Genomic DNA, 23612 nt, shown 5'->3' with positions numbered 1-23612 from the left:
CACAAGCGGTGGGGAAGGTTTTACGTTCCCACCCATCGCAAAAGGCAAGAACGCGATGGATGGGGCACCCGGAGTTTCTTCAACCGGACTGAATTCTTCACCCGGCCTGAATGTGAATCCCGCACTCCTGCTTCTGGCCGCCCCATCTGCCTGACCGCGGATCGTTCGGGTCCGTCGGCAGGCTGGTACATGGCTCGCATCCGATGCTCGAATATCCCTTGTCGTAGAGCTTCAAGAGCGGAATCTCATGCACTCGCGCGTAGTGCCAGACATCCTTCGCCGTCCACTCCGTGAGCGGGCTGATCTTGCGGATCGTCTTTGTGGAAGGGAGAGCAAAGTCTTCCACTTCCTTTAGCGCTGCGCGGCTCTTGGCCTGCTCGCGGCGAAGGCCGGTGAACCAGAGGCCATATCCTTCGAGCGCTGCGAAGAGTGGCTTCACCTTACGCATGCCGCAGCACTTGCTGGGCTCGGTCTGGTTCAGGATTCCGAACTGCGACTCCTGTTCGGCGACGGTCAGCTCGGGCATGAGGTTGATGAGGTTCAGCCCCCACTCGGCAGCCATGCGGTCGCGGTACTCATAGACCTCTGCGAAGTGGTAGCCGGTATCGAGAAACACTACGGGCACATTGGGCAGGAGACGCCGCACCATGTGCAGCACAATCATGTCCTCGGCCTGGAAGCTGTTGGTCACGCAGGCATCCTGCGGCAGATTCACAAGCTCGTCGTGCACCAGGCGCTCCGCGTTGAAGATCTTCTCTTCTGTGCCGATCACGCGTGGTGCTGTAGACGCTTCAAGAACTTCGCTCATTCGTCTCCTTCCTTCGGCGCACTGAACGGAGAGAGATTTAACCGCTCCAGCAGCTCCCCTTCCGTCATCTCCAGCGCATCGATCGCACTGTCCTCCACCACCGCCAGTCCTTCGATCAAGACCACCACGCCAGCCGCCAGAAGAGCCTGCAAAACGCGTGGGGTCTTTACCTTCGTCCGCACCACCGGCACATCCTCGGCCAGCAGCGCAAGCTCCATAGCGTCCGCGCGCTCCTCCGGTACGAAGACCAGCGCTGGCTTATGCTTCGCGCGCCAGTGGTCGCCGGTGACGCCGCGCCGGATCATGCCGGCGGCCACGGTCGCATTCGTAGCGGGGTCGACGAGGATGAAGTTTCCCGTCGCTCGGTTTTCCGTGTACGCGTCGAAGAAGAGCGGGCGCGTGACATGCACCTCCACTACGCCCACATCGTTCATGCCGAGCGAGGGCACGGCCTCATGCTCGAGGGTCTCGATGTTGTTGCGATAGAGCACCTGCGTGACTTGCGCACTGACGGTCTGCGGCCCGTGTTTCAGCAGGTACGGCTTATGCGTCTCGAGCCGCGCTCCGTCGAACCAGACGACAGCGGCTTCAATCGCCGTCGCGTGTTGCGGCTGCGCGTCTGGAGTGACGATGAGGTCGCCACGGCTGATGTCGAGCTCGTCTTCGAGCGTGAGGGCGATGGACAGAGGAGCGCGGGCTTCGTCGAGATCGCCATCGAAGGTAGTGATGGAGGCGACGCGGCTGCGACGGCCTGAAGGCAGCGCCACAATCTCGTCGCCTTTGCGAATCACGCCGGCGGCGATCTGTCCCGCGAAGCCGCGATAGTTCTGGTCGGGGCGGATGACGCGTTGCACAGGCAGGCGGAAGCCGACCGTTGATTGGTTCGCGCCGACGGGGACCTCTTCGAGGTGTTCGAGCAGCGTAGGCCCGTCGTACCAGGGCATGTTTACGCTGCGATCGACGACGTTATCGCCTACGAGCGCGCTGACCGGGATTACCGTCAAGAGGCCGGGTGCTCCGTGGCTCGAAGCTGAGAGATCGGCTTCGTTATTCGCTGCGGCGAACGAGCGTCCTACCAGCTCGCGCAGATCCTTTTCGATGTCGCGATAGACCTGCTCCGAGTAGTCGACGAGGTCCATCTTGTTCACCGCCGCGACGATGTGTCGAATGCCTAGCAGCGAGGAGATAAAGGCGTGACGGCGCGACTGGGTAAGGATCCCCTTGCGGGCGTCGATCAGGATGATCGCGAGGTCCGCGGTTGAAGCTCCCGTGGCCATATTGCGGGTGTACTGCTCATGCCCCGGCGTGTCCGCGATGATGAACTTGCGCCGCTGGGTCGAGAAGTAGCGATAGGCGACGTCGATGGTGATGCCCTGCTCGCGCTCCGCGCGCAGACCGTCGGTGAGCAGGGCGAAGTCGATGCCGCTGTTTGTCGATCCGGTGCTGGAAGTGGCAACCCCGGTGACAGCACGGACCTGGTCCTCGTAGACGTTGCGCGAGTCGTAGAGCAGTCGGCCGATGAGGGTCGACTTGCCGTCATCCACGCTCCCTGCGGTGCTGAAGCGAAGGAGGTCCTTCGCCTGCTCGGCGTGGAGGAACTCTTCGATGGCGAAGTCGGGGCTTAGGTCTTCCGTCACGTCTTCCAGGACTCCTTCTAGGGATGGCATTGGGGACTCCGGTGGGACGGGGTCGCGGTGTACGTCCCACCCATGACGATGAAGCCGTCATGGATGGGGCACCCCGACTTTTGAGGTTGTGCGGTCCAGCATCTGAGAAGCGAGATGTGCGGCCCCCAGGTTCTTGTGGTGAGGGTTGGCATTAGAAGTAGCCCTCCCGCTTCTTAATCTCCATGGATCCATCGGTGTCGTGGTCGATGACGCGATTCGCACGCTCCGAGGAGCGGAAGCCCACGAGCTCCGCAATGATCTTCGGGATCGTGTCCGCGTCGGAACGGATCGCTCCGGTGCAAGGGCTGCAGCCGAGCGAACGAAGGCGCGACTTGACCCACTGGACCTCGCCGGGCAGGGCCTTTACGAAGCTCTGCTCGACAGGGATCAGGGAGTCGCCGCGCACGATCATCTCGCGTTCTTTTGCGAAGTAAAGAGGCACAATCGGGATGTTTTCGAGCAGGATGTAGTGCCAAATGTCGAGCTCCGTCCAGTTCGAGAGCGGAAAGACCCGGATGCTCTCGCCGGGCGAGATCCTTGCGTTGTAAAGATTCCAGACCTCGGGACGCTGATTCTTGGGGTCCCACTGGCCGACTTTATCGCGGAAGGAGAAGATGCGTTCCTTGGCGCGGGACTTCTCTTCGTCGCGGCGAGCGCCGCCAAATGCTGCGTCGTAGCCGTAGTTACGAAGGCCGTCGAGAAGCGCCGTGGTCTTCAGCAGACCGCAGCACCGCTGGGTTCCCAGGGCTACCGGGTTTGCGCCGTCGAGAATGGCCTGCTCGTTGCGCCAGACCTTCAGGTCGAGGCCAAGCTCGCGCGTCAGGTTGTCGCGAAACTCGATCATCTCGTGGAACTTGTAGCCGGTATCGACGTGCAGCAGAGGGAACGGAATCGGACCGGGGAAGAAGGCCTTCTGCGCCAGCCGCAGCATGACGGAGGAGTCCTTGCCGATGGAGTAGAGCATTACGGGCTTCTGAAACTCGGCGGCCACCTCGCGGAAGATCTGGATGCTCTCCGCCTCGAGAAGCTGGAGATGGCTTAAACGCGGGGCGCCGGTATTCACCGCGTCTTCAGCCGCTCGTTCTTCAAACGTAGAAACCGACATACTCACACCTGATTCAGATTTTTTAGAAGGCAAGACGAAAAACCCACGCTGGGTGTGCGTGGGTGCGATACATCGAGGTTGTTGCGATAAGGAGGAAGACTATCGACAACACTCACACCCACGCGCGTAGGCCATACAGCAACAGAAGCTGCGGCACATGCGACAAGCGGTGGTGGAGGTTGAAATCATCTGTATCTAGCCTGTGGGAATGCAGCCTATTTGTCAAACACCTGGGCTTCGGCTGACGGCTCGGCATAGTAGCCAGTTCGCGTCCGCGCGATCAGGCCGGGCTTGTCGACCCGCACATCCAACCGGTGATATTCGTCGGGATGCTCCCCCGGAGCTGCCGCAAACGAGATCTGGTAGTAGGCATTCGTGTCGCGTGTGGCCTGCTGAAGCATGGCGGTGATGTCGTTGTCCGAGGTCAAGGCAAGGCCTCCCGTCTGGGTCGCCAGCACCTGCAATCCCAGGTCTCCGAGATTGGCCTGACTGGGCTTCGATACCCCGTTCAGGAAGGTCTTGTAATAGTCGGCGCGCACAAGGCTTTCGCCAGTCCCGACCGGATTGATGTTGTAAAGCGTAATACGCGCCTGTCGCAGGCGAGTCGAGAGCGCAACGACCTGCCCAAAGAGCCGCTGCTGCTGTTTGTTATCCAACTGAACTCCCGGTCCCGATAAAAGCGGCCATCCCGGCGAGACCCACAGGATGATCTTCCGCCCCGGCCTTGTCTCCTCGCGTGCGATCAGGCCATCCAACGCCTTCAGAGAGAGATCGAGCCTGTCCTCCGCTCCGTAAAATCCTGTGCTGCGCCCGATCGTGCGAAGACCAATCGCATCATGGTCGAGCGCCTCCTTCAGCGCTTTACCGTCCCGCGAGCTCCCCTGCTGAATCTCTGTTCCCTTATCGGTAAGCACCGCCAGGGTCATCGGATGCGTGAGTTCTCCGCCATCCGCGAGCAGGAACTTGTCGATCCGCTCTCTCTCGTAAGCCACCGTGTCATAGCGTGCGTTCACCGCGTCGACGACCAGGATCACCTCAATCGGTGCCTGTGGCCCGGCTAGTGCGGTGAAGGATGTGACAGGCCGCGAGATCTTGTTATCCAGAACCACGAAGTCCTGTTGCTGAAGGCCTGGGACAGGCACACCAGACTTCGGTGTCACCACGACATCGAGCGAGATGGTATCCGCGGATTCCGCCCGTAGAGGCACAGCCTGTTGCGCAGAACTTGCTGCACCGCATAAGAGAAGAGAAACCAAGGCCAACCGTTGATCGAGTCGCATCACTTTTCCTGCTTTCCCTGTCCCTGTCTATAGGATGCCGTGTGGCCTGTCACTGCTTCACATTCTGCGGGATTGAGACTGAAAAAGCTTGCCGGAAGAGGTAGAGACGGAAGGAAAGCTGTACCTCAGCGGCTAAAGCCGCATGGCGAATCGGTCGGTAAGGGCACTGCTGAAGCCGTGCCCTTAAGCAAGGCCGGGTATTGCAATCAGGACATAAAGAGTCATTGAAAGACTTAGAGACAGAACAAAAGCGTCCCTTAGCGGCTGAAGCCGTGCCCTTAAGCACAACCGGGATTGCAACACGCTCCCTGACGCCCCGAACTTACAAACACGCTCCCACGGGGCTTATGAGCAAGCTCCTGCCCTTGAGCCTTCAACAAGCTCATAGACTCCCAGCTTCAGAATTTGACCCCGGATCAAATCCCCGTTACGCTCAAAAAAGCATGCACATTCGCTCTACCGTCGCCCTGTGTTGTCACTCCTGTCGCTTCTGTTGCGACAGCTCAGTGGCCGCGTCGGTCTGAATCCTGCTCTCCCGCTTCGCGCTTTATCCAGAAAGATAGCGAAGCCATAAGCTTAGGAAACATACAAACCCACGCAGCCGCCACCTCAGGCGATGCGTGGGTTTTCTGATTTAATTCCCCATCAACCGCCTGAGAGAAGCACCGGCCAGATCGCACCCTCTCAGGAGTCCACATTGAATACCCGCACCGCACTGTTCGCACTGCTTCTCTCGCCTGCCGCTATATGCGCCCCTCTGCACGCCCAGGTGGTGGGAGGCTCGATCTCAGGCACCGTGTCTGATTCGACCGGCTCGCGCATCGCCGCAGCGACGGTTGTGATTCACAACGAAGAGACCGGCACCGAGCGCCGTCTGCTTACCGGAGCGGACGGCCGGTATGCGGCACCGTCGCTGGCCATCGGCAGCTACGAGATCACCGTTACCGACGCAGGATTTGCCGATGAACATCGCAAACACGTCGAGCTGGTCGTCGGCCAAAGCACTACCCTTGACCTCACCCTTCGGCCCGCCGGAGCTTCGGAAAACATAAGTGTCGACGCCGCAGGCACGACGGTCAACACCAGCACCGAGCAGACCTCCGGCCTGGTCGATGAGCGCCAGGTGAAGCAGCTTCCGCTGAACGGTCGCAGCTACGACCAGCTCATCACGCTGAACCCGGCTACCGTGAACTACACCGGCCAGCGGTCGGGATCGATCGGCACTTCGAACTCGTCGGTGGGCAATATGTTCGCCATCTCGGGACGGCGTCCGCAGGACAATCTCTTCCTGCTCAACGGTATTGAGTACACCGGAGCTTCGCTGATCAACGTCACCCCGGGCGGCACCAGCGGGCAGCTATTGGGAGTCGATGCGGTGCGCGAGTTCAACGTCGTCTCCGACACATACTCCGCCAGCTACGGCAAGCGCCAGGGGGCGCAGATCTCAATCGTAACCGCCAGCGGCACAAATAAGATCCACGGCGGAGCGTACGAGTTCATCCGCAACTCGGCGCTGGACGCGCGGAATTATTTTGATCAAGCGAATGGGGCGAGAAGGCTTCCTGAGTTTCAGCGCAACAACTACGGCGCATCGCTTGGCGGCCCGATCAAGCACGACAAGCTGTTTCTCTTTGGCAACTACGAGGGCTACCGCCAGAACCTTGGCCTCTCGGATGTCACGCTGGTGCCTGACAATAACGCCCGCCAAGGACTCGTGCCGAACGCCAAGACGGGCGCGCTGACGAACGTCGGTGTCGCGCCGGGTGTGGCCGCGCTGCTTGATCTTTGGCCCGTCGCCAACGGGCCTGAACTTACCTCGGGCGGTCTTCCTACCGGCATCGCGCAGGCGTTCTCGAGTCCCATTCAGCACATTCGCGAAGACTTCGGCACCGCCCGCTTCGACGCCAACATCACACCCAGCGATCTGCTCTTCGCGGTGTACACGATCGACGATTCCACGGCGAACACCCCGACCCAGAACCCGTACTCGCTCATCAACGAAGACCTCCGCGAGCAAGTCCTGAGCGTGCAGGAACAGCACGTCTTTTCGCCACGGCTGCTGAATACGGCGCGCGTCGGATTTTCGCGCGCGAGCTTTTTCTTCCTTGGCGCATCCACGCCGCTTGGCGGTGCGGACGTTCCCGGATGGGTTGCGGGCAAGCCTGTGGGTGCGATTGTGATCGCGGGCAGCACCGCTTCGAACGGGTCATCGCAGATCACGGGAGCCGGCGCGAACGTCGGCTCGGACAACGCGACCACGCGCAACCTGTTCACCTTCGACGACCACATCTACTACACGCTTGGGCGGCACCAGATTGAAGCAGGGGGATGGATTCAGCGGCTGCAGTCAAACGACAACCTGGCCCAGAACCAGGACGGCCAAGCTTCGTTCGCAAGCCTCACAACGTTCCTGCAAGGGACGGTGAAGACCTTCACGGTCGTTCCTAACCCGACGGAGCTTGGATGGCGCTCGTGGATGGGTGCGGGCTATCTCGAAGACACGGTCCATCTGTTGCCTAACCTCGAGCTTCGCGCGGGTATCCGCTTCGAGTCCACGAACGGCTTCAACGAGTCGCAGGGGCGGGCGAGCGTCTACGGATTCACCAACGGCATCATCAACACCACACCGACGACGGGCTCTGCGGCGTTGACGGACAACCGCGCGAAGTTTCTGCCTGAGCCCCGCGTCGGCCTGGCGTGGGACCCGTTCAAGAATGGCGAGACCTCCATCCGGGCAGGCTTCGGGCTGCACCACTCGCTGCTCGATAACCTCGACTACCGGCTAGACCAGTCCGCGCCGTTCAACACCACGCTGTCGCAGTCGAACGTTGCGGTCTCGTCGTTGAACTTCACGGCCGCCTCGCAGCCCAGTGCGAGCACGCTCATCTCGCCTTCGAACGTGCAGCCCAATATCGACACGCCCGCCGTGGTGAATTGGAATTTGAGAGTGGAGCAGAAGGTGGCCGCTCACACGTCGCTTACTGTGGGCTATATCGGATCGCATGGGTATCACCAGGTGCTCTCCGGCGACCAGAACGAGCCTGCGTTTGTCACCTGCCCCAACGCTGCCTGCCCGAATGGAGTGGCCGCAGGAACGATCTTCTATCCGACGACTACGAAGGCGAATCCGCTGGTCGCGAACACTACTTCGTGGTTCTCGACGGGCATCTCGAACTATCACGCTCTTGAAGTCGACCTGAAGCGCAGCTTCGCGAACGGCCTGCAGTTCCGCGGTACTTACACCTGGTCGCGAAATCTCGACAATGGCTCGGCGTGGAACACCAGCGTCTCTGCCAACACGCCGGCCTATGTCTCGGTGCCTACGCTGACCAGCCTCGACTACGGGCGCGCTGCTACGGACATCAACCACATCGCCGCGATCAACGGCACCTATGATCTGCCCTTCGGCCGCAACCACCGGTTTGCCTCGAACCTTGCTCCGACGCTGGACAAGGCGGCATCGGGATGGACGGTGAGTGCCATCGCCGACCTGCAATCGGGCTTCCCTTTCAGCCCGCAGCTTGGCTATAACCCAACGGGATCAGGCGACACGAGGAACCCGGTGAGGCCGGACATCAACCCCGATTACCACGGCAATCTGTATCCGAAGAAGGTTGGCGAGTGGTTCGACCCTGCGGCCTTCCTTGCTCCCGTTTCGACGCTCTCTTCAAAGACCGGTGCCATCACTGGCGGAGCGGTTGGCAACCTGGGCCGCGACACTCTCACCGGCCCTGGTCTTGCCGAGCTGGACTTGTCGCTGCTCAAGTCGACCCACATCAGTGAGCGCTATAACCTGCAGTTCCGGTCGGAGTTCTTCAACGTCCTGAACCATACGAACTTTACGACTCCGAACGCGATCACGTTTGCCTCTGCGCCGACGCTTGTGGCGGGCACTTACACCGCTCCCAGCGTCTCGCCTACGGCGGGGGTTATTACGGCTACCGCTACGACTTCGCGGCAGATCCAGTTTGGGTTGAAGCTCGTGTTCTAGAGGCTGGTTGAGAACGGAACGAAAGCACACCTCAGCGGCTAAAGCCGCATGGCAGACCGGCCGGTTACGGCACGGCTGAAGCCGTGCCCTTAAGCAAGACCCTGTTTTACAGGAAGGTTCTGGTGTCGGGTCTCAGGGTTGCGTGGTGTAGATTTGCCGCGATCTGATTTGGCGCGGGATGGGAAGAACAGGCCACGGCGAAGGCGAAATGCGGGGATTCTTCGCTTCGCTCAGAATGATGGCGATGGGAGAGGTTACGGTACGGCTGAAGGCTTGGCCTTAAGCAGATTGGGTATTCCTTCACATTTGGAGGTACGGCTAAAGGTTTTGCCATTCGGGCCGATACCTCCCTAGTCAGCCATTTCGGAGCCCTCCTATGTCTCTCACCATTGATTCCTCGTACTCCTCGCTTCTCCAATCGAGCGTGAACGCACAGCTTGTGGCGAACGTCGCCTCGTCGAGCAACACAGCGGAGACCAACTCAATTGGCGCCATTACCACCGCCGCCCTGGGCGGACCCTCTACCTCGGGTCTGACCAGCTTGGGCAGCGACCTGGCCACGCTGTTCAAAGACCTGGCCGCAAATGACACCTCTGCCGCGCAGACCGACCTGACCCAGTTGGAGAAGGACCTCGAGGTATCGAGCACCTCGAGCAGTACGAGCTCCACGCCGCTGCAGACACTCTTCGCTTCGCTCTCGAGTTCGATCTCGTCCGGCGACACCACCAGCGCGATCAATACCCTGGCCAGCTTCTTCCTCCAGGGTGGGAGCTCCACTGGGAACGTCGTCAATACCACCGCATAAGACGAGTGGGATTCACTCTACGAAACGAGTTACGCCCGCGCCAGTTCCGCTTGTTGCGAGTATGCCGTTACCCGGTTTCGAGTCCGCTTGCTGAGGTAAAGGGCGCTGTCGGCTTGCGCCATGAGCTGCTCGATATCCAGATCTCCACTCGCATGGACTGCGGCTCCCACGCTCATCGTAACTACACCGAATGGGCTTGCGCCGTGCTCAATACCCACCGACCGTAGCACCGACAGCATGGCTTCAGATACGCGCAGCGCATCCTGCAACCCGGCACCGACCAGCACTACGGTGAACTCTTCTCCACCGAGTCGCGCTGCGATGTCGTTGGTGCGGGTCGCATGCGAGCGCAGCACCTGGGCTACCTGGGTCAGGCAGCTATCTCCCTGGAGATGTCCGTAGCGGTCGTTGTAGCGCTTGAAGTGGTCGATGTCGACCATGAGTAAGGACACGGGGAAGCTGCCGCGTCGCTTCAGGACTTCTACCTGCTCCTCGAAGCCTCTGCGGTTCAGCAACCCGGTGAGCGAGTCGGTGCTGGCGAGGGCGGCCATCTGGCGCTTCTCCGTTACCAGGCCCTGCCGTTCCCTGCTCCAGATCTCTTCAATCTGCTTCTCGCCGGAGATGTCTCGGATGGTGCCGACATAGCCTGCGATCGCCTCGCCCTCGACGCCATACGCGCGCACTACCGCCCGCACCCACTTCCAGCCGCCTGATTTCTCGCGCATCCGATACTGAATCGTCTGCTCTCCCGATCCGGCACGAATTTTCTGCACGGCCTCCCGGGCCATCTCCTGGTCTTCTTCGTGGAAGGTGTCGAACCGGTCCATCGCCAAGTACTCCTCCTGCGTCCATCCCGAGAGCCGGGTCACCGCAGGCGACACATAGCGGCTTTCTCCATTGATGGACGAAAGGACGATGAGGTCGTCCGCATTCTGTAGCAGCACACGGTAGATCGACTCGGACTCTTTTGCCCTGTGCTCCGCACGGCGGCGTTCATCGATCAGAGCGCCGACCGGCAGCGATGTGGCCAGGCTGATCCAAACGAATCCCTGGAAGATGAGGAACTGGTGCATCGGCGTACCCTTCGCCAGCATGACCGGCCCATGGCCGTGCATCGTCCCGAACCAGCCGATCACCGACAGTGCCACCGACGAGAGGACGGAACCCTCGAGGCCCATCGTGAGGATGAGGAGGATCATGGGCGGAAAGACCATGAACAGAAACGGGTTTGTTTGCTGCCAGAAGACGAACACCGAGACAGCAACGAAGAATGTTGCCGCTGCAGCGATTCTTAGCTTGTCCCGCTCCTGGCCGCCTTGCCTCTCATTGTCCCGGCGCAGTTTGTCGAGCCCCAGCCAGTCTCCGCTGCGCAGTAGCAGCACCAGCGGCATGCAGGCCGCGATCCCCAGGGAGTTCCCCATGACGTTCATCAACAGGGTTTGACTTGGTGGCAGCTTGAGGAAGATCGCTACCGGATAGGCACCAAGCGACCCGGTCACCAGCGGAATCAATACCGCCGCAAGCAGGAACGTGAGGATATTGCGCTCGTCCTTGAGGTCTTCGAAGGTCTTCACCGCGGGGCTCAGCGCCCATCCACCGAGGACGATATCGATGCAGGTCAAGATGGAGAGCAACGCCGCCAGTCGCCAGGGCATTCCGAGGATCACCGCCGCAGTCCAGAAGCCGGACGCCGAGCCTACCAGCAGCCGTATCCGTTTTCCCCACCCCCTCTGCCAGTGCGGCAGGCACAGGGCCAGCGCTATGCCGCTGACCGGCCACAGCAGGTTCGGGCGATCTACATGGCCCAGCACGAGCAGGCCGAGGAACGTCGCCGCCAGTGTGCCCAGCCATGCCTGCGGGATGCCGCTCTCGAAGAGGGCATCCTGGAGAGTGCGAGGCCTCTTCTCGATCGGATCGGCGGAGATCGCCATCGCTTTCGCTATGCTCCTGTATTGTGACAATGGCATGGGAGGAGGAATCCTATTCTTCAGTCGCACGGAACCGACCGGCCACGGCCTCGCTCCCCCTCGGCATCTCTGACTGTCTGGCTCTTTATACGACAGTGACGAACGGGCCAGGAATAACACCTTGGCTTCATCTGCATGGCACGCGCCATCACCATTGAAGCTTTATCAACACAACACCCTGTCTTGGTAGTGACGTCAATAGATCGGCCGTGCCGTGTTTCACGGCTACCGATCTTCCCGGTTCTGAGGAATCCAACTTCCCTGCCTGTTCCAGCTCGCCCTGCTCGGCGGCTGTCGGTCGCGCAGGCGATCCCATTCGCTTCCAGATGCCGTAGGCGTTTGAGTGGTTCTCGTCCATGCGGAACTCTTCTACCTGCACGGCTCCCTTCGAGAGACCATCGATTTGCATCCTGATCGCAGCAGGCGCTGCGGTTACGTCCTCATCGGAGTAGTTCCACAGCATGACATCGACCTCGCGTGCACGGCGCGTCGCGATGGCACCTACGTCGTCTTTCGCGCGGACTCCGTCGCGAATGATCTCCTCGACGCCCAGCTCACCGGAGCTTTCGGTCTTTACCCAGTCGCCGCCCAGCTTGCCGTACATGCGAAAGACATTCAGGACTGCTTTGTCGATCCCGTTGGTCGCCAGCTCGCGAAAGCCGGCGAAGTAAGGCTGGTCCTCGAATTCGAACGCCCAGGTGACACCGCCCTGGAGATTGACGCCGTAGATCTTCGCCAGCTCATAGCTGCGAGCCATCGCCTCGGCGACGCTGACCCCGTAGAGTGGCCCGTTGCGATAGCCGTTCTGCGGGCCCTTGCAGGCCGCGCAGCCTTCGGGGTCGATTTCGGTCATGAGGATCGGCGTCTGCTTCCACTTCGGATAGGATGCGATCACTTTCATTCCGCGCTCGACCGAGGCGAGCTGGCGTCCCAGTGCCATCTCGACGTGGCCGTCGACGACCTTTGGGGAACCCTTGGGGTGGTAGCTGATGAAGTCAAGCGGCGCGCCTACGCCACCAGTAGCCGCGTTCTTGCCGGATTCGCAGTGCTCGAGAAACTGGCGGAGCATGTGCTCGGACTTGCCCTCATTGATCCCCGTTGCTGAAGGGCCGCCTACCTTGGCCGCTGGGATGACTTTGCGAATTGCAGCCGTGGTGACGTCGTAGAGCCGGTCGTACTCCTCCGGCGTGCCGTGCCAGTAGTCGATGTCCGGTTCGTTCCAGACCTCCCACAGCCAGGTGTTCGTATCCGCGCCGTAGCGCGACTTGAGATGCGTCGCATAGGCTTCGACCAGAGCCCCCCACTTGTCGTAGTCCTTTGGCGGATAGCTCCATCCGGTGAAGACGTCACCCTTAGGAAAGTCATGCCGGTAAGGCTGCGGGTGCGTCGACATGGCCTCGGGCATGAAGCCTACCTCGACAAGTGGCCTGATGCCCGCGTCTTTCAACGAGTCGAAGATCCTGTCGGTGATCGTCCAGTCGTAGATGGCCTTGCCGTCGGCATCCTCGCGATAGGCGTTCGTCGATCCCCACTTGAGCGAGCCGGTGCCGTCACCCGTCGTCAACAGGTTATGCGGCCGGAAGTAGACCGGCACGGGGCTCAGATCGTGGAGCTCGCGCAGCAGCTTCTTCCCGTTCGGTGCGGTGATGTAGTTCGGCTCATCCGCTCCAAAGTAGTTCCAGTCGGGTGAATACTTTCCGGTACGCTCGCCGGCATGGACCGTAATCTTTATCGGCTCGCCTGTTGTTCCCACTTGCGCCGCGGCCGTACATACAGCCGCGACACTCAGCACCGCTCCCACCCACAGTCTTTGCATGGGCGAAGTCTGCATCATGAGGGTAATCAAAGTCCAGTCCAGTCAGGGATTAGGGAACAGGGAGCAGCGGACGGGAAAGGATAGTCCAGTCAGCTCAGGCAGCACAGGGGGGGGCGCGCCACCCACCAAACCTCCGTGTACACTTTCCCTGACCGGCCTGCCTTCACAGTCTTCTGAGAAAGGAAGCAGCCATGAAGAGAATCTTCGCCCTGGTCGCAAGTCTGCTGCCGCTCTCTCTGGTCTCGGCCCAGAACCCGGCCCAGAACCCGGGCCAGAACGCCGTCCCGAATAAGCCGGATATGGCGGCCCAGATGGCCGAGGCGACGCTCTTCTATAAGCGGTCGCTCGAGCTCAACGAGCTGGCCAGCACGCCGCAGTCGATGGAAGACGCGCGCAAGATGGTCGACCTTATTGCGGAGATCTTCGCCAAAGACCTGCCGCCTGCATGGAGCACCTGCTCGCTGCGCGACCAGATCGCTAACGCCGAATATGAGTCAGCGAACTCTACTCCTACGCTGATCCCGGAACAGCGTGTCGCTGACGCCTGGAACCGCTACGTTCAGACCATCGGGGCTTCATCCGACGCTCTTGTTACTGTTGCCGAGATCCACAACCTCCGCGACGGCTCCTATGCCGTGTCGCGGTATATGTGGAGTCGCGGCACCCGCAACCTCTGGTCCGCGCCCGCGATCTACGCAACGACGCCGGACCAGAAGCTAGCCGATGGCTGCACCGCTGTAGAAGTTCTCCGTATCCTGTGGGACATCTCCTATCAGTTCCGCAACCTGCGCGGTGCGCGCGAACGAGTTAAGGCCGGTGTTCTGGTCTCAGACACGTTGAAGCCGCTTCCACCCGGAGCCACACCGCCGCGATCCTCGGTCCGCGGTGAAGTAGGCAGGCGCGACGACCCTGTGGGCGAAGCTGCCAGCCGGTACGCGAGCGAGCACGGAACGAGAGCGCTTGTTGAAGCGTTGCAGACGCTGACAGACGATCTGTTTCCGCGTACTTCCCACCCATCCTCGCAAGAGACGCGATGATGGATGGGGCACCCGAGCTGTCGAGGCCGGTCGCGGTTTTCTGATGCATTCCAGTGGGAGACTGCTGAAAGAGGCCGAAATAGAGCAAAAAAGGCGTACCTCAGCGGCTAAAGCCGCGTTGCATCGTCGATACCGGGATCAGCACCATGCTCTTCAGGGTGCCGCTGCGCAAGGATGGCGCTCCCACAAGGACACGGTCGTGCTGAAAGGTCGTGTACGAGTAGAACTCCCATAGACCTACTTCAAGCCAGACAGGAAGCCAGCGCACGTTCGCGTGAAGGAAGCTCTGGGTGTACTCGTAGTAGACCGGGACCTGCTGCGCACCTTGCCAGGTATCCAGCCTGATGGATGCAAACTGTCTCTCCCACCGAGCGTGAAATTGTGCGCTGATATCGGTCTTATTCTTAGCCTTCCACAGTCCCGGCTCGAGCTCGCGAAAAGTCCGTTCATCGCTCGCCGCTAAGATCGTCAGCGGAGGGCCGGTGCGGACGTCTTCGCCATCGCCAAAACGTACCGCGAAGACATTCCGCATCTGCTCGAACTCGTTGGCGACCCTGCGACCATCACTAGCCGAGGCGTCCGTGAGCACTCGGAAGTGCGGGCTGCGAATCTCGGTCCACGTCTGCTCCGAGGGAGCTTCTGTCGCGATCGCCATCACTAGGGCCAGCAACAGCAAAAGCTGCACTCGCATGCCTCTTAAACGCATCCATCCCCCAATGCCGCCCTTTTCCTGTGCCGTGGCAGCGAAAGTGTACTCCATGGGGAGACTGCTGCTTCCTATTCACTTTGAGCTTCATCTGACTTTCATAAGGTTGATGAAATGGGAACAGCGTGAAGGGAAACCGTACCTCAGCGGGTAAAGCCGCGTAGCAAGTGCAGCGCTTGTGGCACGGCTGAAGCCGTGCCCTTAAGCAGACAGTGTTTTCAACGGGATCTCGGGTTTGTGAGTTACAGACTTAGGCTTGTGAGTCCCTAACCTGTTAAGGCCCTAACTCAGGCTCGAGAGTTCCGAACCTGAGCCCGTGAATCCCAAAGACGTATTGCCTAGGAGGTATTCTTGCCCAGCAAAACCGCACTCATCGTCGGCTCGACCGGAATCGTCGGACAGAATCTCGCTGCTCTGCTAAGCGCACAGCCGGGTTGGAGTGTCTACGGGCTGGCCCGCAAGCCGCTCGCGACGCCGGGCGTTCATCCCATCGCCGCTGACTTGCTTTCGCCTGATTCCCTGGCCGCGGCGCTCAAGGAGATCCGGCCTACGCATGTCTATCTCGCGACCTGGCTGCGCCAGCCCACTGAGGCCGAAAACATCCGCGTCAACAGCGCGATGGTCCGCAACCTGCTTGCGGCGGTCGCCCCGGCACGGACGGTCGAACATGTGGCCCTGGTTACCGGGCTCAAGCACTATCTCGGCCCGTTTGAGGCTTACGGGAAGGGCAAGCTTCCGGCCACTCCGTTCCGCGAGGAGCAAGGCCGTCTCGACGTAGAGAATTTTTACTACGCCCAGGAAGATGAGGTGTTTGCCGCTGCCGCGAGAGACCACTTCGGCTGGAGTGTCCACCGGCCGCATACGATCGTCGGATACGCGCTCGGCAACCAGATGAATATGGGGGTCACCCTCGCGGTCTACGCAAGCATCTGCAAAGAGACGGGCCGCCCGTTTGTTTTCCCGGGGTCCGCCGCGCAGTGGAACTCGCTGACGGACATGACCGATGCCCGTCAGCTCGCGAAGCAGCTGCTGTGGGCATCGACGACCCCTGCGGCCCGCGACCAGGCCTTCAACATCGTCAATGGCGACGTCTTCCGCTGGAGCTGGATGTGGCAGCGCCTCGCGGCCTGGTTCGAAGTTGAGCCTGCTCCATTTCCCGCCGAGATCACGCCACTCGAAGTGCAGCTTGCAGGCGCGGCCCCGATCTGGAAGGAGATTGCCGCCAAATACGATCTCGTCGAGTCCAGCCTCAACGCCCTCATCTCCGCATGGCACACTGACGCCGACCTGGGCCGTCCCATCGAGGTCGTTACCGATATGAGCAAGAGCCGAAAGCTCGGCTTTCTCGAGTACCAGGCGACGGATGACAGCTTCTTCGACCTTTTTGCCCGGTTGCGCGAAGACCGCCTGATCCTCTGAGAGAGTTCCGACAGCCTCAAGATCGCCTGTCGTCTTCAGGCCGCACGGGACCTCGTCTTCAGCCCGCGCGGGGCAGGGTGTTACCTTTTAGGTCGAAAAGACGCCAGAAAGTTACTGGAATCCCGGTGGTATCCCCGCTAGACTTTTCAACATCGAATGCTGGCTGGCCCTACATCCGAGTCCACGCCGGTTTCGTATTGGAAACAACTCCGCGCCTGACTGCGTCTCCGAGGAAACTCATGTCTGCCATCAAGCTCACCGCTCGAATCATGCCCTATGCCTGCGGCGCGCTCCTTGCTCTCGTCGCTCCTCGGTTCACGGTTGCCGCCGATCCTCCGGCCAACACGATTCAGCCACGCCAGTTCGCCGCCGTCGCCCACGATTTAGCGGACAAGCAGTTTCTCCTCTTCGGTGGAACCTACGGCAATGCGCGTTACAGCGACACCTGGCTGCTAAGCGCCTCCGGCTGGAAGCTCGAGAGTCCCGCCGCTCATCCGGAGGCCCGCGTCTCCGCGTCTCTCGTGTATGACAGCGTCCGGGGCGAATACGTTCTGTTTGGCGGCCGGGTGAAGAAGTCGTCCACGGCGTCCTGCACCTCGGGAACGGTGCCCGTTGGCCTGCCCACCGAGCTCTTCTGCAAGGACACGTGGATCTTCAAGAACGGCAACTGGGCACGCATGTCTCCTGCGACGATGCCACCGCATCGAGAGCTGCACGCGATGGCCTTCGACGCCGCGAGCGGACAGGTGGTGATGTTTGGCGGGGTGGGTGCCACTGGGTCTGCTCCGCTGGGCGACACCTGGGTATGGAACGGTGCCACCTGGAAGCAGGTCGTCACGGCGCATAAACCGCCCGCGCGGTTCCTGCACACCATGGCTTACGATCCGATCAACCAGAGAGTCGTAATGTTTGGCGGCAACGGAGGGATAAAGATCCTGAACGACACGTGGCTGTGGAACGGCAACGACTGGCTGCCGGCCCCTGCGCAGGCGACGCCGCCTGATTTTTATACGGGTGCGGGGATGGAGTACAGCACCACCTTGCGGAAGATGGTGTTGTTCTCCGGCGTTACATGGAATGGCGCGCGCTCGGGCACGCCATCGTATAACTCGTGGGCGTGGGACGGGAGCCAGTGGAAGAAGCTGCCACTCACCAGCTTCGAGCTCATCACGGACTTCTCCAAGCTCACTCCGAGCCTGGCGAGCAAGGCGGTCGTGGCCAGCGGAACGCCTTCGATGCTTTGGCTTTCGCGTTGAGCTAGCGACTGAGATGGAACGAAGACTGTACCTCAGCGGCTAAAGCTGCATTGCCAGTGGAGCACTTGCGGCACGACTGAAGCCGTGCCCTTAAGCAAGACCGGGGCTTTCGACAAGTATCTCGAAGCGAAAGTGGTGTTTTAACAAGTTCTTTACGCGACCTCTTCCATCGCGTTCTTTGCCTCTTCCGCGGCGGCGAACGCAGCCAGTCCCATCCACTCCGGGATGGGGAACTCATCGCGCGGGTGAATGCGGCGGTCGGCCAGGGTGTCGCGCACCGCGACGTGGTGATTACGGAGATGGTCCTGGATCACGCGGCGGCAGGCCATCTGTTCGGCGCGCGAAAGCCGCGACCAGTGCACGAGGAAGCCCTGTCCGCAGACGGCGCAACGCACATCACTTCCGGCGTGTGAGAGTTCACAGCGAACCTGTTCCATGTATTGATATCTCCTTCATCCAGCAGAACCCCGTCGTTCGGATTCTGTCGCGTTGTACTTTGGAAGCTATGCCTCCACCCACCCTGCTCGCTATGCCACGAAGGCGTTATCGCGGACATTCCCCACCCCATGGCATCGCGGCCATTGGTGCCCGCACGGCAAAGTGAATATGCTTATCTGGTCTGGTTAGTATAAGAGTGGCCGGTGGCCGCAGCCAGCAAAATGTGGACTTCGCGGCCGATCGGCCTCAGGCGCGGTCCGCCGCAGTTTTTCGATTTTCAGGAAGAAGAGTGTATGAGTGAAGGTGTGATGGAAGCCGTACAGATGATTCGAGTGCAACTGCCGGATGGTTCGGTGCGCGAGGTAGCGAAGGGAACGACGCCGTTCGATGTGGCGATGAGCATCTCCCCGCGGCTGGCGGCTGCGGTGGTGGTGGCGCGCGTGAAGCCCCTGTCTCTCGCAACGATCGAAGGGGATGCAAGCGACCCGGAGGCCTCTGAGGCCGCCATGTACGGCGCGGTGGCCACGGGCGAGCGGCTGGTGGACCTGACCGCACCGCTTGATGAGGATGTTGCGCTGGAGTTGTTGAAGGAGTCGGACGAGGCGGCGCTGAAGGTGGTGCGGCACTCCGCCGCGCATGTGATGGCGACAGCGATTCTGGAGCTCTTTCCCGAGACCAAGCTGGGCCACGGGCCGGCGACCGACGCCGGGTTCTTCTACGACGTCTATCGCGAGACTCCGTTCTCGGACGCCGATCTCGCTGCCATTGAAGCGCGCATGGCTGAGGTTGTTGCGCGCGACGAGAAGTTCGTTCGCGAGGAAGAGCCGCGCGAGAAGGGGCTTGCGGACTACGAGAAGCAGGGCGAGTTCATGAAGGTCCACTTCATCGAACGCTTTACTAAGCCCGGCGAAGAGATTTCGCTCTATAAGAATGGCAACTTCACGGACTTCTGCCGTGGGCCGCATGTTCCCTCCACCGGGCGCGTTAAGGCGTTCAAGGTCATGTCGGTTGCCGGAGCTTACTGGCTAGGCGATGAGAAGAACCAGCAGCTCCAGCGCATCTATGGGACGGCATTTTTTAATGCCAAAGATCTCGATGCGCACTTCAAGCGGCTGGAGGAGATCAAGGCGCGCGATCACCGCGTGCTGGGCAAGCAGCTCGACCTTTTCTCCATACAAGAGGTGGCGGGATCGGGTCTGATCTTCTGGCATCCCAAGGGCGGGCTCATCCGCAAGACGATGGAAGACTGGATGAAGGACGAGTGCATCCGCCGCGGCTACGAGATGGTCTACACGCCGCACATCATGAAGCGCGAGCTGTGGAAGATTAGCGGGCACGAGGGCCACTACGCGGAGAACATGTATCCGCCGATGGAGCTCGACGACGCCGAGTACCGCCTGAAGCCGATGAACTGCCCGGGCCATATTTTGATCTACAAGAACTCGCCGAAGAGCTACCGCGACCTGCCTGTGCGGTATGCGGAGCTGGGGAATGTCTATCGTTACGAGCGGTCGGGCACAATGCATGGTCTGTTGCGGGTGCGTGGATTTACGCAGGACGATGCGCATATCTTCTGCACCCCGTCGCAGATCGAAGACGAGGTGATCGGGTGTGTGGAGTTTGCGCAGTCGGTGCTGAACACCTTCGGCTTCGCGGAGTTCAAGGTCGAGCTGTCGACGTGGGACCCGGCGGACAAGAAGAGCTACACCGGCTCCGAGGCCAACTGGAACCTCGCGATTGACTCGCTGAAGCGCGCTCTCGAACGCAAGGGTATCCCCTTCCGTACGATTCCGGGGGAAGCGGCGTTCTATGGGCCGAAGATCGACATCAAGCTGGTCGATGTGCTTGGCCGCCTGTGGCAGCTCTCGACCGTGCAGTTCGACTTCACGCTGCCTGAGCGGTTCGGCCTAGAGTACAAGGGTGAAGACGGCGAGATGCACCAGCCGGTGATGGTACACCGCGCGTTGTTCGGCTCCATCGAACGCTTCTTTGGCGTGCTCATCGAGCACTATGCGGGGGCATTTCCGCTGTGGCTTGCGCCGGTGCAGGTTGGCCTGGTGCCGATCTCATCGGACAAGCACCTTGAGTATGCGGAGAAGGTGAAGGCGCAGCTCGAGGCGGCTGGGCTGCGTGTGGAGATCGATGCGCGCAACGAGAAGATGAACGCCAAGATCCGGGAGTTCACGCTCGCGAAGGTGCCGTTTGTGCTGATTCTCGGCGACAAGGAGACCGCTACGGATTCGGTCAGCGTCCGCACGAGAGGCAAAGGTGACGAAGGCAGCGTGCAGCTCGCCGCCTTCATCGAACGAGCCACGGCGCTACTCGAATCCCGCTCCGCTGGGCTCTAATCTGTATCTACATCTGCATCGGCTCGAAGTAGCTGAGCTTGGAATACGTTGATCCAGCAGAAGGAAGGCCACGCTTGCCACAGGAATACGTCGATCGTGGACAATTGAAAGAGAGCGGCTTCTACATCGAGAAGAACCTTATCGGTCCGGCGACACTCGCTTCCTTGAAGGGGTTGGCCAAAGAAGATGCGGTCGCCGAAGAGGGTCGAGGCGGCGTCCGCAATCTTCTCGATGTTGCTGCCTTCCGGGAACTCGCCGAATCTGCTCCATTGTTGCGTCTCGTTCGGGGAATCCTTGGCGATGAGGCTTTCATAGTTCGCGGGATTCTCTTCGATAAAACGAGCAATTCCAATTGGAAGGTGCCTTGGCACCAGGATGTAACCATTGCGGTTACAAATCGGATTGATGCCGATGGCTTCGGGCCGTGGTCGATCAAAGCTGGCGTCCTGCACGTTCAGCCGCCGGCAAATGTCCTTGAGAAGATGATTTCAGTGCGTATCCATCTTGACGATTGCCCGGCTGAAAACGGCGCTCTGCGGGTTCTACCGGTAACGCATCGTCAAGGCAAGCTGGGGCAGGCTGGAATAGAAGCAGAGGTATCGCGTGGCGTTCCTGTCACCTGTGAAGCGAAAGCAGGCGATGCACTGGTGATGCGTCCCTTGCTTGTTCACGCCTCATCGCCATCGAGCGCACCGAATCATCGCCGCGTCCTTCACTTTGACTATGCGAACGTGGAGCTACCAAACGGATTGGAGTGGCGCGAGAGGCAGGTATTCTCGTTCCGGGAGCTCGTTGAAAGAGGATAGAAACGAACACCGTACCTCAGCGGCTAAAGCCGCGCCGCATAGGCGACTTTTTATGGCACGGCTGTAGCCGTGCCCTTAAGCAAGACCGGATCTTTCAACAAGTTTCTCGAGCGAATCATGCCTGAACTCTCCGAAGCCGATCGCCTTACCGCCCGCTCTTTGCTGGATGATCTCCGCGCCAAGATCGATGAAGCCTCCGCGGGCAACGAGGCTCTGCGCTTTCAACTCAAGCGCTATATCGCCAAGCGCCTTGAGTTCGACGAGCGTGGCACGCCTACCCATCGCAAGCGGCTCAAGGAACAGAAGCGCGAGAGCCAGAACGGAGTTTGCGCCTCTTGTGAAGAAGACCTGCCCGAAACCGGCGCGGAACTCCACCGGGTCCGCGCCATCGCCGGATACACGCCGGAGAATACGCGGCTTCTTTGCCCGCGTTGCCACGCCAACGCCGAAGCGTTGGCGAAGCTGTAGTAGCGTTACGCCATGCAGACCGTACTGATCGAGACGAAGATTGCCGCGCCCGTCGACCGCTGCTTCCTGCTCTCGCTTAGCGTGGATCTTCACGTTGAGAGCACAGCGCAGACATCCGAACGAGCGATCGCAGGCGTGACTTCGGGGTTGATCGGAGCGGGCGAGACCGTCACCTGGGAAGGCCGCCACTTCGGGTTCATGCTTCGCCATACGAGCCTCATCAGCAGATACGAAAGGCCAGCACACTTTCAGGATTCGATGACGAAGGGCATGTTCAAGAGCTTCGAGCACGATCATCACTTTGCTGAAGTGGATCGCGGGACACTGATGCGAGATGAACTTCGATTCGAGTCTCCGTTCGGACCTTTAGGAATGCTGGTGGATCACCTAGTCTTGAAGAGCTACCTCGCGAAGTTTTTGATGGAGCGGAATGCGGTCATAAAGCACGCCGCTGAAAGCGAAGACTGGCGTAGTTTTATTCATGAAGGTGTGTGAAGGAACAACGTGGGAAAACAATTCACGCTGCGCGACAGAATCCTCATCGCCGCACCGATCGAGCGCTGCTTTCGGCTCTCCACCAGCATCGAGGTCGTTGCCCTGACGCTTGCGATGCGACCGGTCGAAGGGAAGACTGGTGGAATGATCGCGGCCAATGATCAACTGCTTTGGCGGGGATGGAAGTTCGGCCTGCCGCAGATGCACGAGACGCTCATCACGGGCTTTGACGAACCTACCTTCTTCCAGGACACCATGGGGCGGGGCCGGTTTGCCACGTTCCAGCACGACCATCACTTCTCTGCGACCGAAGACGGCGGCACTTTGCTTCAGGATGAGCTTCGTTTTTCCATGCCCTTTGGTGCGGCGGGCGCGCTGGTTGGAGCGGTCATCATGGTTCCGCATATCGAAGGGCTGCTGCGGCGAAGGTTCGCTCTGCTGAAGCAGCTTGCGGAAGGCGACGGGTGGCGAGACTACCTTCCGGGCTAAGAGATTGCCTAGTTGTGCCTCGATTGCTGTGCCTCCGGGCTCGCCCTCTGCGCCGTCGTCTCCTTCGGGAAGAGGATCACCCACTGCGCCGAACTCTGCCCCAGCGTCTCGTAGGACAGACCGGATGGGAGCAGGGCGTCGCTAAGCAGCTTGCGATCGCGTGGACCCAACGGCGGAAAGACATGGGGAGTGCCGCTTGACTCTACCTGGCTGATCGCCATGTGGGCGACCTTCCGCAGCCTTATCGTTTGGTCGGCGAGGAAGTTCTCCGCATCGAACCGGATGTTCTCCCGCACGGCATCCGGGAGGCCCAGTATATCCAACGAGACGGTCTCAATCGCGTCCAGTACGCGGCCGTTATCGGCAGTCAGGATCGGTGTGTCGCGGCCCGTAAAGTGGACCAGCACCTGGGGATCGCTGCTGCCGGGGACGCCTTCGTCAAGACTGATCTCGGCCCGGATCTCCAGGTCGCCCATCTCGCTGAGAAGTTGAACCAGTTCTGCAATTCTCTTACTTAGTTCCTGTAAATTTCGCATTTGGCCGCCTGGCAGATGAAATCTTCAGACTCCATCGCAAACTACTCAAGGGTCTGCATTCTGAAGCCCGGATGGGGGTGATCCTATGGCTAAGGACGACAGTGGTTGAGAAAATCATTTGTCGATTGCGAAGAGACTTTGAGCCCATAGCGCGTTGACTATGTGGGAAAGAATA

General features: G+C 60.3%; 19 protein-coding genes. 10 read left to right on the top strand and 9 right to left on the bottom strand.

The genetic code is table 11. The features are described 5' to 3' along the window. Positions 1-97: 97 nt before the first annotated feature. From OHL18_RS03620 to OHL18_RS03605, 4 genes are all read right to left on the bottom strand, one after another. Positions 98-808 carry a phosphoadenylyl-sulfate reductase gene (locus tag OHL18_RS03620; protein ID WP_263373463.1) on the bottom strand — a complete coding sequence of 237 codons (711 nt, stop codon included), beginning with the start codon at positions 806-808 and terminating at the stop codon, positions 98-100. Next, positions 805-2475: a sulfate adenylyltransferase subunit CysN gene (cysN, locus tag OHL18_RS03615; RefSeq protein ID WP_263373462.1), complete on the bottom strand. Its 1671-nt coding sequence runs from the start codon at positions 2473-2475 to the stop codon at positions 805-807. Before cysN ends, OHL18_RS03620 begins: the two co-directional genes overlap by 4 nt. Before the next feature lie 151 nt (positions 2476-2626). Then, positions 2627-3580, bottom strand: coding sequence for a sulfate adenylyltransferase subunit CysD (gene cysD, locus OHL18_RS03610; RefSeq protein WP_263373461.1), 954 nt, complete (start codon positions 3578-3580; stop codon positions 2627-2629). Positions 3581-3795: 215 nt separating this feature from the next. Beyond that, positions 3796-4860, bottom strand: coding sequence for a VWA domain-containing protein (locus OHL18_RS03605; protein WP_263373460.1), 1065 nt, complete (start codon positions 4858-4860; stop codon positions 3796-3798). A gap of 697 nt (positions 4861-5557) precedes the next feature. On the opposite strand from OHL18_RS03605, the gene OHL18_RS03600 reads away from it, so the two are divergent. Both OHL18_RS03600 and OHL18_RS03595 read left to right on the top strand, forming a co-directional pair. Continuing rightward, positions 5558-8851, top strand: coding sequence for a TonB-dependent receptor (locus OHL18_RS03600; RefSeq protein ID WP_263373459.1), 3294 nt, complete (start codon positions 5558-5560; stop codon positions 8849-8851). A 376-nt stretch (positions 8852-9227) separates the two neighbouring features. Beyond that, positions 9228-9656, top strand: a complete 429-nt coding sequence (locus OHL18_RS03595) for a hypothetical protein (RefSeq protein ID WP_263373458.1) — start codon at positions 9228-9230, stop codon at positions 9654-9656. A gap of 29 nt (positions 9657-9685) precedes the next feature. Here OHL18_RS03595 and OHL18_RS03590 read toward each other — a convergent pair whose 3' ends face one another. Beyond that, positions 9686-11587 (bottom strand): sensor domain-containing diguanylate cyclase, encoded by a 1902-nt coding sequence (locus OHL18_RS03590; protein WP_263373457.1) that lies wholly within the window; start codon positions 11585-11587, stop codon positions 9686-9688. A 184-nt stretch (positions 11588-11771) separates the two neighbouring features. Beyond that, complete coding sequence (locus OHL18_RS03585; RefSeq protein ID WP_263373456.1) at positions 11772-13439, bottom strand: GH39 family glycosyl hydrolase; 1668 nt, start codon at positions 13437-13439, stop codon at positions 11772-11774. A gap of 191 nt (positions 13440-13630) precedes the next feature. Here OHL18_RS03585 and OHL18_RS03580 point away from each other — a divergent pair, with 191 nt between their 5' ends. Then, on the top strand, positions 13631-14476 hold the full coding sequence (locus OHL18_RS03580) for a hypothetical protein (RefSeq protein ID WP_263373455.1): 846 nt from the start codon (positions 13631-13633) through the stop codon (positions 14474-14476). Positions 14477-14576: 100 nt separating this feature from the next. On the opposite strand, the gene OHL18_RS03575 is transcribed toward OHL18_RS03580, so the two are convergent. Further along, complete coding sequence (locus OHL18_RS03575; RefSeq protein ID WP_263373454.1) at positions 14577-15236, bottom strand: hypothetical protein; 660 nt, start codon at positions 15234-15236, stop codon at positions 14577-14579. 297 nt (positions 15237-15533) lie between these two features. Between OHL18_RS03575 and OHL18_RS03570 the strand changes: the two genes are divergently transcribed. Continuing rightward, positions 15534-16601, top strand: coding sequence for an SDR family oxidoreductase (locus OHL18_RS03570; RefSeq protein ID WP_263373453.1), 1068 nt, complete (start codon positions 15534-15536; stop codon positions 16599-16601). Positions 16602-16840: 239 nt separating this feature from the next. Next, a complete protein-coding gene (locus OHL18_RS03565; RefSeq protein ID WP_263373452.1) occupies positions 16841-17857 on the top strand; it encodes a Kelch repeat-containing protein in 1017 nt (338 codons plus the stop codon). Between the two features lie 152 nt (positions 17858-18009). On the opposite strand, the gene OHL18_RS03560 is transcribed toward OHL18_RS03565, so the two are convergent. Further along, positions 18010-18294 (bottom strand): hypothetical protein, encoded by a 285-nt coding sequence (locus tag OHL18_RS03560; RefSeq protein WP_263373451.1) that lies wholly within the window; start codon positions 18292-18294, stop codon positions 18010-18012. A 294-nt stretch (positions 18295-18588) separates the two neighbouring features. On the opposite strand from OHL18_RS03560, the gene thrS reads away from it, so the two are divergent. The 5 genes from thrS (at position 18589) to OHL18_RS03535 (ending at position 22901) form a co-directional block, all read left to right on the top strand. Beyond that, positions 18589-20643 (top strand): threonine--tRNA ligase, encoded by a 2055-nt coding sequence (thrS, locus tag OHL18_RS03555; protein ID WP_263373450.1) that lies wholly within the window; start codon positions 18589-18591, stop codon positions 20641-20643. Positions 20644-20681: 38 nt separating this feature from the next. Continuing rightward, the gene (locus tag OHL18_RS03550; protein ID WP_263373449.1) at positions 20682-21449 is read left to right on the top strand and encodes a phytanoyl-CoA dioxygenase family protein; all 768 of its coding nucleotides are present in this window, start codon (positions 20682-20684) and stop codon (positions 21447-21449) included. Between the two features lie 117 nt (positions 21450-21566). Then, positions 21567-21917, top strand: a complete 351-nt coding sequence (locus OHL18_RS03545; RefSeq protein ID WP_263373448.1) for an HNH endonuclease — start codon at positions 21567-21569, stop codon at positions 21915-21917. 12 nt (positions 21918-21929) lie between these two features. After that, positions 21930-22412 carry an SRPBCC family protein gene (locus tag OHL18_RS03540; protein WP_263373447.1) on the top strand — a complete coding sequence of 161 codons (483 nt, stop codon included), beginning with the start codon at positions 21930-21932 and terminating at the stop codon, positions 22410-22412. A gap of 9 nt (positions 22413-22421) precedes the next feature. Continuing rightward, positions 22422-22901 carry an SRPBCC family protein gene (locus OHL18_RS03535; protein ID WP_263373446.1) on the top strand — a complete coding sequence of 160 codons (480 nt, stop codon included), beginning with the start codon at positions 22422-22424 and terminating at the stop codon, positions 22899-22901. 8 nt (positions 22902-22909) lie between these two features. Here the strand turns inward: OHL18_RS03535 and OHL18_RS03530 are convergent, their stop codons facing one another. Continuing rightward, positions 22910-23437 carry a hypothetical protein gene (locus OHL18_RS03530; protein WP_263373445.1) on the bottom strand — a complete coding sequence of 176 codons (528 nt, stop codon included), beginning with the start codon at positions 23435-23437 and terminating at the stop codon, positions 22910-22912. Between the last annotated feature and the right edge of the window lie 175 nt (positions 23438-23612).

It is taken from the genome of Granulicella aggregans (assembly GCF_025685565.1).
Taxonomy (GTDB): Bacteria; Acidobacteriota; Terriglobia; order Terriglobales; family Acidobacteriaceae; genus Edaphobacter; species Edaphobacter aggregans_B.
The sequence above is the reverse complement of the archived record's forward strand: the minus strand, read 5'-3'. Positions and strand labels throughout refer to the sequence as shown.